General features: G+C 57.1%; 14 protein-coding genes. 12 read left to right on the top strand and 2 right to left on the bottom strand.

Annotated elements, in window-relative coordinates; translation table 11 throughout:
* The 11 genes from hpaD to yjiA all read left to right on the top strand — a co-directional run bounded on the left by hpaD (position 1) and on the right by yjiA (position 11,500).
* Positions 1 to 858 carry a 3,4-dihydroxyphenylacetate 2,3-dioxygenase gene (gene hpaD, locus GJ746_RS03500; protein ID WP_154678948.1) on the top strand — a complete coding sequence of 286 codons (858 nt, stop codon included), beginning with the start codon at positions 1 to 3 and terminating at the stop codon, positions 856 to 858.
* A gap of 12 nt (positions 859 to 870) precedes the next feature.
* Positions 871 to 1,251: a 5-carboxymethyl-2-hydroxymuconate Delta-isomerase gene (locus GJ746_RS03495; RefSeq protein ID WP_154678947.1), complete on the top strand. Its 381-nt coding sequence runs from the start codon at positions 871 to 873 to the stop codon at positions 1,249 to 1,251.
* Positions 1,252 to 1,381: 130 nt separating this feature from the next.
* The gene (hpaH, locus tag GJ746_RS03490; protein WP_154678946.1) at positions 1,382 to 2,185 is read left to right on the top strand and encodes a 2-oxo-hept-4-ene-1,7-dioate hydratase; all 804 of its coding nucleotides are present in this window, start codon (positions 1,382 to 1,384) and stop codon (positions 2,183 to 2,185) included.
* A 10-nt stretch (positions 2,186 to 2,195) separates the two neighbouring features.
* Positions 2,196 to 2,987 carry a 4-hydroxy-2-oxoheptanedioate aldolase gene (gene hpaI, locus GJ746_RS03485; protein ID WP_154682632.1) on the top strand — a complete coding sequence of 264 codons (792 nt, stop codon included), beginning with the start codon at positions 2,196 to 2,198 and terminating at the stop codon, positions 2,985 to 2,987.
* Positions 2,988 to 3,030: 43 nt separating this feature from the next.
* On the top strand, positions 3,031 to 4,407 hold the full coding sequence (gene hpaX, locus GJ746_RS03480; protein WP_154678945.1) for a 4-hydroxyphenylacetate permease: 1,377 nt from the start codon (positions 3,031 to 3,033) through the stop codon (positions 4,405 to 4,407).
* A gap of 9 nt (positions 4,408 to 4,416) precedes the next feature.
* Positions 4,417 to 5,307, top strand: coding sequence for a 4-hydroxyphenylacetate catabolism regulatory protein HpaA (gene hpaA, locus GJ746_RS03475; RefSeq protein ID WP_154678944.1), 891 nt, complete (start codon positions 4,417 to 4,419; stop codon positions 5,305 to 5,307).
* A 361-nt stretch (positions 5,308 to 5,668) separates the two neighbouring features.
* Entirely contained in the window at positions 5,669 to 7,231 is a 1,563-nt protein-coding gene (gene hpaB, locus GJ746_RS03470) for a 4-hydroxyphenylacetate 3-monooxygenase, oxygenase component (RefSeq protein WP_154678943.1), read from the top strand.
* 19 nt (positions 7,232 to 7,250) lie between these two features.
* Positions 7,251 to 7,763, top strand: a complete 513-nt coding sequence (locus tag GJ746_RS03465; protein ID WP_154678942.1) for a 4-hydroxyphenylacetate 3-monooxygenase reductase subunit — start codon at positions 7,251 to 7,253, stop codon at positions 7,761 to 7,763.
* Between the two features lie 305 nt (positions 7,764 to 8,068).
* Positions 8,069 to 10,219 carry a carbon starvation CstA family protein gene (locus tag GJ746_RS03460; protein WP_154678941.1) on the top strand — a complete coding sequence of 717 codons (2,151 nt, stop codon included), beginning with the start codon at positions 8,069 to 8,071 and terminating at the stop codon, positions 10,217 to 10,219.
* A 109-nt stretch (positions 10,220 to 10,328) separates the two neighbouring features.
* On the top strand, positions 10,329 to 10,532 hold the full coding sequence (locus GJ746_RS03455; protein ID WP_117052318.1) for a YbdD/YjiX family protein: 204 nt from the start codon (positions 10,329 to 10,331) through the stop codon (positions 10,530 to 10,532).
* A gap of 11 nt (positions 10,533 to 10,543) precedes the next feature.
* On the top strand, positions 10,544 to 11,500 hold the full coding sequence (gene yjiA / locus GJ746_RS03450) for a GTPase (protein ID WP_154678940.1): 957 nt from the start codon (positions 10,544 to 10,546) through the stop codon (positions 11,498 to 11,500).
* Positions 11,501 to 11,557: 57 nt separating this feature from the next.
* On the opposite strand, the gene GJ746_RS03445 is transcribed toward yjiA, so the two are convergent.
* Together GJ746_RS03445 and GJ746_RS03440 are read right to left on the bottom strand one after the other, a co-directional pair.
* Positions 11,558 to 12,928: an NAD-dependent succinate-semialdehyde dehydrogenase gene (locus GJ746_RS03445; RefSeq protein WP_154678939.1), complete on the bottom strand. Its 1,371-nt coding sequence runs from the start codon at positions 12,926 to 12,928 to the stop codon at positions 11,558 to 11,560.
* A 178-nt stretch (positions 12,929 to 13,106) separates the two neighbouring features.
* Positions 13,107 to 14,045 (bottom strand): Rpn family recombination-promoting nuclease/putative transposase, encoded by a 939-nt coding sequence (locus GJ746_RS03440; protein WP_154678938.1) that lies wholly within the window; start codon positions 14,043 to 14,045, stop codon positions 13,107 to 13,109.
* Between the two features lie 206 nt (positions 14,046 to 14,251).
* Between GJ746_RS03440 and GJ746_RS03435 the strand changes: the two genes are divergently transcribed.
* Positions 14,252 to 15,067 carry an AraC family transcriptional regulator gene (locus GJ746_RS03435; protein ID WP_154678937.1) on the top strand — a complete coding sequence of 272 codons (816 nt, stop codon included), beginning with the start codon at positions 14,252 to 14,254 and terminating at the stop codon, positions 15,065 to 15,067.
* Positions 15,068 to 15,093 lie beyond the last annotated feature (26 nt).

Genomic DNA, 15,093 nt, shown 5'->3' with positions numbered 1-15,093 from the left:
ATGGGAAAGTTAGCGTTAGCAGCAAAAACCACTCACGTACCGTCGATGTATCTTTCTGAACTGCCTGGCAAAAACCACGGCTGCCGTCAGGGAGCCATCGACGGGCATAAGGAAATCGGCAAGCGGTGCCGCGAACTCGGCGTCGATACCTTCATCGTCTTTGATACCCACTGGCTGGTGAATAGCGCCTACCACATTAACTGCGCCGACCATTTTCAGGGCGTTTATACCAGCAACGAGCTGCCGCATTTTATCCGCGACATGACCTACGACTACGACGGTAACCCGGAGCTCGGCCACCTGATCGCCGACGAAGCGGTCAAGCTCGGCGTGCGCGCCAAAGCGCACAACATCCCGAGCCTGAAGCTGGAGTACGGCACGCTGGTGCCGATGCGCTACATGAACGCCGATAAGCACTTCAAAGTGGTGTCGATCTCCGCCTTCTGTACCGTTCACGACTTCGCCGACAGCCGCAAGCTGGGCGAGGCCATTCGTAAGGCTATCGAGAAATATGACGGTACCGTAGCGGTGCTGGCCAGCGGTTCGCTGTCGCATCGTTTTATCGACGATCAGCGCGCCGAAGAGGGGATGAATAGCTATACCCGCGAGTTCGATCATCAGATGGATGAGCGGGTAGTGAAGCTATGGCGCGAGGGTAAATTCAAAGAGTTCTGCACCATGCTGCCGGAGTACGCCGACTACTGCTACGGCGAAGGCAATATGCACGACACGGTGATGCTGCTGGGCCTGCTGGGCTGGGATAAATACGACGGAAAAGTTGAATTTATTACCGAACTGTTCGCCAGCTCAGGTACCGGTCAGGTCAATGCGGTCTTCCCGCTGCCTGAATCGGCTTAAGGAGAGGTCAGAATGCCGCATTTTATCGCCGAATGTACCGATAACATCCGCCAGCAGGCCGACTTGCCTGGCCTGTTTAGCAAAGTGAATGAAGCGCTGGCGGCGACCGGCATCTTTCCCATCGGCGGCATTCGCAGTCGCGCCATCTGGCTGGATACCTGGCAGATGGCCGACGGCCAGCATGATTACGCCTTTGTGCATATGACGCTGAAGATTGGCTCCGGGCGCAGCCTGGAAAGCCGTCAGGAGGTGGGTGACATGCTGTTCACGCTGATCAAAGCCCATTTTGCCGCATTGATGGAAAGCCGCTACCTGGCGCTGTCTTTTGAAATAACCGAGCTACACCCGACATTGAATTACAAACAGAACAACGTGCACGCCTTGTTTAAATAATGCGCGCTCGGTCCGTTCCCTCGCCCCTTTGGGGAGAGGGTTAGGGTGAGGGGAATCTCTGCGGCCTGATGCCCTCACCCCGGCCCTCTCCCACAGGGAGAGGGGGAAAACAATGCCACAGGAAGCAACTATGCTCGATAAACATACCCATACCCTGATCGCCCAGCGGCTTAACCAGGCGGAAAAACAGCGTGAGCAGATCCGCGCCATCTCGCTGGATCATCCGACGATCACCATTGAAGACGCCTACGCCGTACAGCGCGAATGGGTAAATCTGAAAATCGCCGAAGGCCGCGTGTTGAAAGGGCATAAAATCGGCCTGACGTCAAAAGCGATGCAGGCCAGCTCGCAAATCAGCGAGCCGGACTACGGCGCGCTGCTGGACGATATGTTTTTCCACGACGGCGGCGATATTCCCACCGATCGCTTTATCGTCCCACGCATCGAAGTCGAACTGGCCTTTGTACTGGCAAAACCGCTGCGTGGACCAAACTGCACCCTGTTCGACGTCTATAACGCCACCGACTATGTGATCCCGGCGCTGGAGCTGATCGACGCCCGCTGCCACAACATTGATCCGGAAACCCAGCGTCCGCGTAAAGTTTTCGACACCATTTCCGATAACGCCGCCAACGCCGGAGTGATCCTCGGCGGTCGACCGATTAAACCCGACGAGCTGGACCTGCGCTGGATCTCCGCTCTGCTCTATCGCAACGGCGTTATTGAAGAGACCGGCGTCGCCGCAGGAGTACTGAATCATCCGGCTAACGGCGTAGTCTGGCTGGCGAATAAGCTGGCGCCGTACGACGTTCAGCTGGAAGCCGGGCAGATTATTCTCGGCGGTTCCTTTACCCGTCCGGTACCGGCGCGCAAGGGCGACACCTTCCACGTCGACTACGGCAACATGGGCGCGATTAGCTGCCGCTTTGTTTAAGGGGAATATGATGAACAACGCCTTTAAAGACGCCTTAAAAGCAGGCCGTCCGCAGATTGGCCTGTGGCTTGGGCTCACCAGCAGCTACAGCGCCGAGCTGCTGGCCGGGGCCGGTTTCGACTGGCTGCTGATCGACGGCGAACATGCGCCAAACAACGTACAAACGATCCTGACCCAACTGCAGGCTATCGCCCCGTATCCCAGCCAGCCGGTAGTGCGGCCGTCGTGGAATGACCCGGTGCAGATTAAACAGCTGCTGGATATCGGCGCGCAGACGCTGCTGGTACCGATGGTGCAGAACGCCGACGAAGCGCGGCTGGCGGTGAAAGCCACCCGCTATCCGCCCGCCGGCATTCGCGGCGTCGGCAGCGCCCTTGCCCGCGCCTCGCGCTGGAATCGCGTCGCGGATTATCTCCATCAGGCCAACGATGCGATGTGCGTGCTGGTACAGATCGAAACTCGCGAAGCGCTCAAAAATCTGCCGCAGATCCTGGACGTCGAAGGAGTGGACGGCGTGTTTATCGGCCCGGCGGATCTGAGCGCCGATATGGGCTTCGGCGGTAACCCGCAGCACCCTCAGGTGCAGGAGGCGATTGAACACGCTATCGCGCAAATTCGCGCGGCGGGCAAAGCGCCGGGGATCCTGATGGCCAACGAGCAGCTGGCAAAGCGCTATCTGGAGCTTGGCGCGCTATTTGTCGCCGTCGGCGTTGATACCACCCTGCTGGCCCGCGGCGCGGAAGCGCTGGCGGCACGCTTTGGCACAGAAAAAACCGCCCACGGTTCGTCAGGCGTCTACTAATACCCGCAGTACCCTACAAAATTCCCATTAGAGGAAAACAATAATGAGCGATACATCATCTGCCATTCCGGAAAAGTTCGATCCGGCTAATCAGCACAAGCAGCTGACGGCCCAGCAGCAGTCGGTTATCAACAAGCTCTTCCGCCGCCTGATCGTGTTTTTGTTCGTACTGTTTATCTTTTCGTTTTTAGATCGCATCAATATCGGCTTCGCCGGGCTAACCATGGGGCAGGATCTGGGCCTTAACGCCACCATGTTCGGCCTCGCCACCACTCTGTTTTACGCCACCTACGTCATTTTCGGCATTCCCAGCAACGTGATGCTCAGCATCGTCGGCGCTCGCCGCTGGATCGCCACCATTATGGTGCTATGGGGCATCGCTTCCACCGCCACTATGTTCGCCACCGGGCCGAACAGCCTCTATATCCTGCGGATGCTGGTAGGGATCACCGAGGCCGGTTTCCTGCCCGGCATTCTGCTGTACCTGACCTACTGGTTTCCGGCCTTTTTCCGCGCCCGCGCCAACGCGCTGTTTATGATTGCGATGCCGGTGACCACCGCGCTGGGGTCGATCGTCTCAGGCTATATTCTGGCGATGGACGGTCTGCTGAACCTGCACGGCTGGCAGTGGCTCTTCCTGCTGGAAGGCTTCCCGTCGGTACTGCTCGGCATTATGGTCTGGTTCTGGCTCGATGATTCGCCGTCGAAGGCCAAATGGCTGACGGCGGAGGACAAAAAATGCCTGCAGGAGATGATGGATAACGACCATCTGACGCTGGTGCAGCCGGAAGGGGCTATCAGTCATCACGCGATGCAACAGCGCAGCCTGTGGCGGGAAGTCTTCACCCCGATCGTGCTGATGTACACCCTGGCCTATTTCTGCCTGACCAATACGCTTAGCGCGATCAGCATCTGGACACCGCAGATCCTTAAAAGCTTTAACGAAAGCAGCAGCAACATCACCATCGGCCTGCTGGCGGCGATCCCGCAGATTTGTACCATTCTGGGGATGATCTACTGGAGCCGCCATTCCGATAAACACCAGGAGCGTAAGCATCACACCGCCCTGCCGTTCCTGTTTGCCGCCGCGGGCTGGCTGCTGGCGTCGGCCACCGATCACAATCTGATCCAGCTGCTCGGGATCGTGATGGCTTCCACCGGATCGTTTAGCGCAATGGCCATTTTCTGGACCACGCCGGATCAGTCAATCAGCCTGCGGGCCAGAGCGATCGGCATCGCGGTGATCAACGCTACCGGCAATATCGGATCGGCGCTCAGCCCGTTTATGATCGGCTGGCTGAAGGATATTACCGGCAGCTTCAGCAGCGGCCTGTGGTTCGTTGCCGTTCTGCTGGTCATTGGCGCGCTGATTATCTGGGCTATTCCAATGAAAGGATCGCGTCCTCGCGCGACGCCGTAAGGAGCCGCTATGTGTCAGAGCCCTATCGCCAATATCGATATTAACAAAGAGTACGATGAGAGTCTGGGAACGGAAGATGTGCACTATCAGTCGTTTGCCCGCATGGCGGAGTTCTTTGGCCGCGATATGCAGGCGCACCGCCACGACCAGTATTTTCAGATGCACTTTCTCGATACCGGGCAGATTGAGCTGCAGCTCGACGATCATCGCTACTCGGTGCAGGCGCCGCTGTTTGTTCTGACGCCTCCCTCGGTGCCGCACGCCTTTATCACCGAGTCCGATAGCGATGGTCACGTGCTAACGGTAAGGGAGGAGCTGGTCTGGCCGCTGCTGGAGGTGCTCTACCCCGGCACGCGGGAGGCTTTCGGCCTGCCGGGCATCTGCCTGTCGCTGGCCGATAAGCCCGAGGAGCTGGCGGCGCTGGCGCACTACTGGCGGCTGATTGAACGTGAATCGACCTCGCAGCTGCCGGGGCGTGAGCATACCCTGACGCTGCTGGCGCAGTCGGTGTTCACCCTGCTGCTGCGCAACGCGAAGCTTGACGACCACGCGGCCAGCGGGATACGCGGCGAGCTCAAGCTATTCCAGCGGTTTAACCAGCTGATCGACAGCCACTACCATCAGCACTGGACGGTACCGGACTACGCCTGCGAGCTGCATCTGACCGAATCCAGGCTGACCGATATTTGTCGCCGCTTCGCTAACCGGCCGCCCAAGCGGTTGATATTCGACAGACAGCTGCGCGAGGCCAGGCGATTGTTGCTCTTTTCCGACAGTCCGGTCAGCGAAATAGCCTGGCAGCTAGGGTTCAAAGATCCGGCCTATTTTGCCCGATTTTTTAACCGCCTGACGGGCTGTTCGCCAAGCGCGTACCGGGCGCAGAAAGTACCGGTGTCTTAGGATCTTTCAGGGGCGACGCGGCGAGTTCGCAGCCGTCTGAGAGACAGTAGCCCGGGCAAGGCGCGTTAAGCGCCGCCTCCGGGTGCAGAGTGCAGAGTCGCTGAATTTCCCGGAGGCGATGCTGCGCATCTGTCCGGGCTACAAATTCAAAATCCGCACTGGCTTGTCGCCCAGCCCACCGGAGAGCCTGGCCGGAAAAGAGAAAAACCAACCCCGATCACATAACTTAACCCCGCCCGAAAAGTACCCGCCGTTGACCTAAAAGTCTCTTCACCAAAACCGCGTTAACCGCTTCAATTAAACAACAAAAACAAAACATAAATTTAACATCGCATTCCGATTAATACTGAAGAGGTCACCTATGAAACCTGAAAATTTCCGTGCAGACGCTAAACGCCCGTTAACCGGTGAAGAGTACCTGAAGAGCCTGCAGGACGGCCGCGAAATCTATATCTATGGTGAACGCGTGAAGGACGTGACCACCCACCCGGCGTTTCGCAACGCCGCCGCCTCCGTTGCGCAAATGTACGATGCGCTGCATAAACCCGAGCTGCAGGACACCCTGTGCTGGGGTACCGATACCGGCAGCGGCGGCTATACCCACAAGTTCTTCCGCGTCGCGAAAAGCGCCGATGACCTGCGCCAGCAGCGCGACGCCATCGCCGAATGGTCACGCCTGAGCTACGGCTGGATGGGTCGCACCCCGGACTACAAAGCCGCCTTCGGCTGCGCGCTGGGCGCAAATCCGGGCTTTTACGGTCAGTTTGAGCAGAACGCCCGTAACTGGTATACCCGTATTCAGGAAAGCGGCCTGTACTTTAACCACGCTATCGTCAACCCGCCGATCGATCGTCACAAGCCGGCCGACGAAGTGAAAGACGTTTATATCAAGCTGGAAAAAGAGACCGACGCCGGGATCATCGTCAGCGGAGCGAAAGTGGTGGCAACCAACTCAGCGCTGACCCACTACAACATGATTGGCTTCGGCTCCGCGCAGGTGATGGGCGAAAACCCGGACTTCGCGCTGATGTTCGTCGCGCCGATGGACGCCGAAGGGGTCAAGCTTATCTCCCGCGCCTCCTATGAACTGGTGGCCGGCGCAACCGGATCGCCGTACGATTATCCGCTCTCCAGCCGCTTCGATGAAAACGATGCGATCCTGGTGATGGATAACGTGCTGATCCCGTGGGAAAACGTACTGATCTATCGTGACTTCGATCGCTGCCGTCGTTGGACGATGGAAGGCGGCTTCGCCCGCATGTATCCGCTGCAGGCCTGCGTACGTCTGGCGGTAAAACTCGACTTTATCACCGCCCTGCTGAAACGCTCGCTGGAGTGCACCGGTACCCTCGAGTTCCGCGGCGTCCAGGCCGAGCTTGGCGAAGTGGTGGCATGGCGCAATATGTTCTGGGCGCTGAGCGATTCGATGTGCGCCGAAGCGACGCCGTGGGTCAACGGCGCATATCTGCCGGATCACGCCGCGCTGCAAACCTATCGCGTGATGGCGCCGATGGCCTACGCCAAAATCAAAAACATTATCGAGCGCAGCGTCACCAGCGGCCTGATCTATCTGCCGTCCAGCGCCCGCGATCTCAATAACCCGCAAATCAATGAATACCTGGCGAAATACGTGCGCGGATCGAACGGTATGGATCACGTCGAGCGTATCAAGATCCTCAAACTGATGTGGGATGCAATCGGCAGCGAATTCGGCGGCCGTCACGAGCTGTATGAAATCAACTACTCCGGTAGCCAGGATGAAATTCGTCTGCAGTGCCTGCGCCAGGCGCAAAGCTCCGGCAACATGGACAAAATGATGGCGATGGTCGATCGCTGCCTGTCCGAGTACGACCAGAACGGCTGGACGGTGCCGCATCTGCACAACAATACCGATATCAACATGCTGGATAAGCTGCTGAAGTAACGGGCAGCGGGAGGTCACAATGCAATTAGATGAACAACGTTTGCGTTTTCGCGATGCCATGGCCAGTCTGTCGGCCGCCGTTAACGTCATCACAACCGAAGGCGAGGAAGGCCGCTGCGGTATCACCGCCACTGCGGTCTGTTCGGTGACCGATACGCCGCCGTCAGTGATGGTCTGCCTCAACGCCAATAGCGCGATGAATCCGGTTTTTCAGGGCAACGGCAAGCTGTGCATCAATGTGCTCAACCACGAACAAGAGGAAATGGCCCGCCACTTCGCCGGAATGACTGGAATGTCGATGGATGACCGATTCGGCCTCAACTGCTGGCAAAAAGGCGCGCTGGGGCAGCCGGTTCTGAAAGGCGCGCTGGCGAGCCTCGAAGGTGAGATTAGTCAGGTGCAGACCATTGGTAGCCACCTGGTCTATCTGGTGGAAATCAGGAACATTACCCTAAGCCAGCAGGGCCACGGGCTGATTTACTTTAAGCGCCGTTTCCACCCGGTGATGATGGAAATGGAAGTGCTCGCGTAGTTTGCTCTTCCCCCTCTCTCTCGGGAGAGGGGTTTTCATGCCTGTTACCCCTCCCTTTTCTTCACGCTAATACTCCTGTGATCTCAATCACATATTTCCCTCCTGCTCACTTCATAGCCAACCGCTTACCCCGGCTAGCGACCGCTTAACCCCGCATATAACCACTCACAGATTTACCCAACTTTACGCGCGCGAAGTTCTGGCAAGATCGTCCCCAGCATAGCTAATCAATACCTCCAACAACCCTGACTCAAAACTAAAACGGCTTCGGCCCATTATTCATCTCATTAACGCCAGGTTTTACTATGGATACCAAAAAACTACTCAAGCACATACCCTGGGTGATTCTTGGAATCATCGGGGCATTTTGCCTCTCAGTCGTCGCTCTGCGCCGCGGTGAGCACGTCAGTGCGCTGTGGATCGTGGTGGCGGCGGTTTCCGTCTACCTTGTCGCCTATCGCTATTACAGCCTGTATATCGCGCAAAAGGTGATGAAGCTTGACCCGACGCGCTCTACGCCTGCGGTGATTAACAACGATGGCCTGAACTACGTCCCGACCAACCGCTACGTGCTGTTCGGCCACCACTTTGCCGCTATCGCCGGCGCAGGTCCGCTGGTGGGCCCGGTGCTTGCCGCGCAGATGGGCTACCTGCCGGGTACCCTGTGGCTGCTGGCGGGCGTGGTGCTGGCAGGGGCGGTGCAGGACTTTATGGTGCTGTTTATCTCCTCACGCCGTAACGGCGCCTCGCTGGGTGAGATGATCAAACAAGAGATGGGACCCGTTCCGGGCTCTATCGCGCTGTTCGGCTGCTTCCTGATTATGATCATCATCCTCGCGGTACTGGCGCTAATCGTGGTGAAAGCGCTGGCGGAAAGCCCGTGGGGCGTCTTTACCGTCTGCTCGACGGTGCCTATCGCGCTGTTCATGGGTATCTACATGCGCTTCCTGCGCCCTGGCCGCGTGGGTGAAGTCTCGGTGATCGGTATCGTTCTGCTGGTAGCGTCTATCTGGTTCGGCGGCATCATTGCCCACGACCCGTACTGGGGCCCGGCGCTGACCTTTAAAGACACCACTATCACCTTTACCCTGATTGGCTACGCGTTTATCTCCGCGCTGCTGCCGGTATGGCTGATTCTGGCACCGCGTGACTATCTGGCCACCTTCCTGAAAATCGGCGTAATCGTCGGCCTGGCGCTGGGGATCGTTATCCTCAACCCGGACCTGAAAATGCCGGCGGTAACCCAGTACATTGATGGTACCGGTCCGCTGTGGAAAGGCGCGCTGTTCCCGTTCCTGTTTATCACCATTGCCTGCGGCGCGGTCTCCGGCTTCCACGCCCTTATCGCTTCCGGCACCACGCCGAAGCTGCTGGCGAATGAAACCGACGCCCGCTTTATCGGCTACGGCGCGATGCTGATGGAATCTTTCGTTGCCATCATGGCGCTGGTTGCGGCATCGATTATCGAACCGGGTCTCTACTTCGCAATGAACACCCCGCCGGCAGGCCTTGGCATCGTCATGCCGAACCTGCATGAAATGGGCGGCGAAAATGCGGCAATGATCGCTGCACAGCTGAAAGAAGTGACCGTTCACGCGGCGGCGACCGTAAGTTCCTGGGGCTTCGTGATTTCACCTGAGCAGATCCTGCAGACGGCGAAAGACATCGGCGAACCTTCAGTACTGAACCGCGCCGGCGGCGCGCCGACGCTGGCCGTTGGTATCGCCCACGTGTTCCATAAAATCATCCCGATGGCGGATATGGGCTTCTGGTACCACTTCGGTATCCTGTTTGAAGCACTGTTTATCCTCACCGCGCTGGATGCCGGTACCCGCGCAGGCCGCTTTATGCTGCAGGATCTGCTGGGCAACTTCGTGCCGTTCCTGAAAAAAACCGACTCGCTGATCGCCGGTATTATCGGTACTGCGGGCTGCGTTGGCCTGTGGGGCTACCTGCTGTATCAGGGCGTGGTCGACCCGCTGGGCGGCGTGAAGAGCCTGTGGCCGCTGTTCGGTATCTCTAACCAGATGCTGGCCGCGGTGGCGCTGGTGCTGGGCACCGTGGTGCTGGTCAAAATGCAGCGCACCAAATATATCTGGGTTACCGTTATCCCGGCCGCGTGGCTGCTGCTGTGCACCACCTGGGCGCTGGGCCTGAAACTGTTCAGCACCAACCCACAGATGGAAGGCTTCTTCTTTATGGCTCAGCAGTATAAAGAGAAGATTGCCGCCGGTGGCGAACTGACCGCACAGCAGGTCGCCAACATGAACCATATCGTGGTCAACAACTACACCAACGCTGGCCTGAGCATTCTGTTCCTGGTGGTGGTCTACAGCATCATCTTCTACGGCATCAAAACCTGGCTCAACGTGCGCAACAACAAAGTGCGCACCGACAAAGAGACTCCGTACGTGCCGGTACCGGAAGGCGGCGTGAAGACCTCTTCGCACCATTAAACCTTAATGCCGGATAGCGCCAGGCTTATCCGGCCTACAAAGGTGAATTATCATAGGCCGGATAAGGCGCTAGCCGCCATCCGGCTTTATTCGTTATCGGGATTTCACAATGTTTGGTAACTTAGGTCAGGCAAAAAAATATCTCGGTCAGGCGGCGAAAATGCTGATTGGCATTCCGGATTACGACAACTACGTCACGCATATGCAAACCAACCATCCGGATCTGCCGTACATGACTTATGAAGAATTCTTCCGCGAACGCCAGCAGGCCCGCTACGGCGGCGATGGCAAAGGCGGCGTACGCTGCTGCTAATGGAGGCAAACATGGCACCGATTGCAGTCACCCTATTAACCGGTTTTCTCGGCGCGGGGAAAACCACCCTGCTGCGCCACATCCTTAATGAGCAGCACGGTTTCAAAATTGCCGTTATCGAAAATGAATTTGGCGAAGTTTCCGTTGACGATCAACTCATTGGCGACCGCGCCACGCAGATTAAAACCCTGACCAACGGCTGTATTTGCTGTACGCGCTCCAACGAACTGGAAGATGCCCTGCTCGATCTGCTCGACAGCCGCGATCGCGGCGAGATTGCCTTCGACCGGCTGGTGATTGAGTGCACCGGCATGGCCGACCCGGGGCCGATTATTCAGACCTTTTTCTCTCACGATGTGCTGTGCGAACGCTACCTACTGGATGGGGTGATCGCGCTGGTTGACGCCGTACATGCCGACCAGCAGATGAATCAGTTCACTATTGCCCAGTCGCAGGTGGGCTATGCGGATCGGATTTTGTTAACCAAAACCGACGTCGCCGGCGACTGCGACAAGCTGCGCGAGCGGCTGGCGCGCATCAACGCCCGTGCGCCGATTTATACCGTCATCCACGGCGATGTTGATTTAAGCCTGCTATTTAATACCAGCGGCTTTATGCTGGAAGAGAAAGTCGTTAACAGCAAACCGCGTTTCCACTTTATGGCCGAGAAGCAAAACGACGTGTCATCAATCGTGGTTGAGATGGATTACCCGGTGGATATCAGCGAAGTCTCACGGGTAATGGAAAACCTGCTGCTCTCCTTCGCCGAGCAATTGATGCGCTATAAAGGGATGCTGTGGATCGATGGCGAGCCAAATCGCCTGCTGTTCCAGGGCGTGCAGCGCCTGTACAGCGCCGACTGGGATCGCCCGTGGGGCGATGAAACGCCGCACAGCACGCTGGTATTTATCGGCATTCAGTTGCCGGAAGAGGAAATCCGCGCGGCGTTCGCCGGTTTACGCAAATAGCCGCCGCAAAGATGTCTCCCTCTCCCGGTGGGAGAGGGTATCAGCACGCTGGGTGGCTTAGCGGCGAACGACCACCAGCTTCTGGTTAACAAACTCTTTAATACCGAGGTCGGAGAGTTCGCGACCAAACCCGGAGCGTTTCACGCCGCCAAACGGCAGCTCCGGCGCGGTATCAGTCAACCAGTTGATATAAACCATCCCGGTTTCAATCCGCGACGCCATACGTTTCGCCCGTTCAATATTCTGGCTGAACACCGCCCCGCCAAGGCCATAGTGCGAATCGTTAGCGAGCTTCACCGCCTCATCATCGTCTTTCACGACGTAAATCTGCGCGACCGGGCCAAAGAACTCTTCAAAGTACGCCGGGTTATCACGGGTAATGCCGGTCAGGATAGTCGGCTCGAAAAAGCTGCCTTCCCGCTGCGCGGGTTTACCACCCAGGTGCAGCTTCGCGCCGTTTTTCACCGCCTCATTTACCTGTTTAGTCAGCGTTTCCAGCGCATCTTTCGAGGAGAGAGGACCCAGCGTCGTACTCTCATCCAGCGGATCGCCGATCTTCACCTCGCGGAAGGCTTGCGTAAATTGGCTCAGGAACTGGTCGGCGATTTTTTCATGCAGAATAAAGCGTTTTGCGGCGGTACATACCTGGCCTGCATTGTTAAGGCGCGCCTGCACGCCGATCTTCACCGCCTTCTCCAGACTGGCGTCATCCAGCACGACAAACACATCGTTACCGCCCAGCTCAAGCGTGGCTTTCTTGATGTGTTTCGCCGCCTGCGCCGCGACTACGCCACCGGCTTTTTCCGAACCGGTCAGCGCCGCCCCCTGAACGCGGTCATCGGCGATAATCTTCGCTACCTGATCCTGAGAAATAAACAGGTTAGTCCACGCCCCTTCAGGCGCACCGGCTTCACGTACCAGGTGGGCGAAGGTTTCTGCGCAGTGCGGAACGATACTGGCATGCTTGGCAATAACCGGATTTCCTGCCGCCAGATTCGGCGCCAGCACGCGCATTAGCTGGTAATAAGGGAAGTTCCACGGTTCCACCGCCATCAGCACGCCAATGGGATGATGTTCAACCCAGGCTTCGCCCAGCTCTGACTGGTACTTCACCGGGGCCAAAAACTGTTTAGCATTGTCAGCGTAGTAGCGGGCAATTTGCGCGCACAGCTTAACTTCTCCACGGCTTTGCTCAATAAGTTTGCCCATTTCCTGGCTGGCGATTTTAGCGAGCTCTTCAACCCGGCTGTCGATCAGGTCTGCCAGCTTGTGCAGCACCGGTAGCCGCTGGTCAATATTGCCTTTCGACCACTCCGAATGATACAGCGCATCCGCCTTTTGCAGGGCCGCTTCCACGTCCGCATCGCTGTGCGCCGGGTACTCTTTGATCAGCTGATTATTCGCAGGATTCACCGTCTGATAAGCCATATCGTATGTCTCCTTATTATCGCTATTAATACAGTCAAAAATACCGTACAGGATATTAAGAGTAGTCGAGATAGCTAACGATAGCGCTGAACTCGGGTAGATACGGAATTTTCCAGGAATGGAACAGAAAGAGCTACCGGGGTAAGACGCTCAGACCGAACGCCAGCCTGTCCGGAAGTTAATGATGAACGGCCGCGAGCTCCGCTTCCGGCAAGCCGGTAATTCTTAACACCGTTTCCAGCGCCATCCCTTCGGCCAGCATCGTTCGGGCAATACGTAGCGCTTCGGCGCGCTGGCCTTCCTCAACGCCTTCCTGACGGCCTTCAAGGCGCCCTTCCCGCTTACCCTGTCGGCGCCCTACTTCACGTAATCTTTCGGCGATAGTCATTAGCTTCTCCTTATGCTGCGGTACCCGCCGGGCCACTTCGCGGATAAACTTACCCAACCGAAGCGCTTTACCCGAGTGAATCAGGTAATTAAACAGCGTTTTCAACTGCCTGTCATTAGCGTATCCACTAAGCAAAATGGCGGTCAGATGCTCCACAATGCCCAGCAGATCGCGCTGACGAATATGCTTTTGCATCAGCTCCAGCAAAGCCACTCTTCGATGCTGCACAATTTCATCATCAGGCACGACGGTAATGTCCACCAGCGGAAACGGCACGGTATAAAGCTGTTTAGCCAGAACCGGGTCAGCAAACTTATCCAGCCAGGATAACGAATACGGATAAGGGGTGACGACGCCATGATAAAACAGAATCGGCACAACCAACGGCAGCGTTTTATGTCCGTTATCCAGATGGCGCTGCATGGCGGCAACGGCGTAACGCATCAGCCTGAAAGCCATATGCGCATCAGGGGAACTTTGATGCTCAATGACAACATAAATATATCCTTCTCCGGCCGCGGTTTTCAGCGCCCACAGAACATCGGAATAATATGCCCGCAGGTTCTCCTCAATAAAACTACCGGACTCAAGCGTTAACGAATCCAGATCGCAATGTTTTCTTAGCGCTGGCGGAAGATGGATATCCAGGAAGTCCCGCGCGGTGTCAGCATGCCGTAAAAACTGTTTGAAGACCGCATCATGCGGCGTCGACGTGGTACCCTTTTCCATGGTTGTCCGCCCGGCTAAGAAATCGTGCCGCCACTCTACTGCGCGTTTTTTACCACGACACGCCCTGCTGTCGCCTTTTACGAGCCGCCACCAAAGATATCTTCCCTCAGCTGCAAGCAGGACATTTTTGTCGGACGCGCCTCGCAGTTCTCCCGTAGCCTGCTGGCATGTTATAAATATCTCTTCCCTCAGTTAAGGAGCCTGCCGTGAGCCATACGCGCGATATTCTGCAAACCTTCTGGCGCGACGAACAGTTGCCCTGGCTGGAGCTGCGCAGCACCTGGCGCAGCCGCCAGGCCTATAAACGTCACCGCCATCCGCAGCTCTCCGTGGGGGCGATTATCGAAGGGGAAACGCGCTGCATCTGCAACGGGCAAGAGTATCTGCTGCGCCCCGGCGATCTGATCATTATCCCGGCGCAGGCGCCTCATAGCTGTAATCCGCGCGACGGCCAGCCGCGCAGCTACCATATGCTCTATCTCGATCTCAACTGGTGTCGGCAGCAGCTGATCGACGCCCCCTCTCAGCTGCAGATAACGGCATCGCAGCTGGTATTACGCGATGCCGGGTTATTCGCCCACTATCAGCACATTGTCGAATTGATGAGCCAGCAGAATACCGCTGCGTTACCCGCAAGCGTCGCCCGATTGCTGAATAATTTGCCCCTGAGCCCGCTCGCGCCTCAGGCGCTAAGCACAACCAGTTATCGTCTGTTCAGCCGCCTGGCCACTAATCTACAAGAACCGCCAACGCTGGATAGCCTCGCCGACGAGTTTGCCCTGCGTAAAGAGACGCTGATTCGCCTCTTCAAGCAGGATACGGGCCTGACGCCCGCCAGTTTTATCAATATCGCACGTATTGAGTTCGCTAAAACGCGCCTGCGCGCCGGGGATAATATTGCCGACGTAGGATACCAGGCCGGGTTTGCCGATCAGAGCCACTTTCATAAGACCTTTGTCAGCTATACCGCCGCCACGCCGCGCCAGTATGCTCAGAGCCGATCAATATCAGACAATAATTAGCGCATACGCTGGCGTAGGGTGACTTC

The organism is Klebsiella oxytoca (genome assembly GCF_009707385.1).
Lineage (GTDB): Bacteria > Pseudomonadota > Gammaproteobacteria > Enterobacterales > Enterobacteriaceae > Klebsiella > Klebsiella oxytoca_C.
This window is presented reverse-complemented; position numbering and strand designations above follow the sequence as displayed.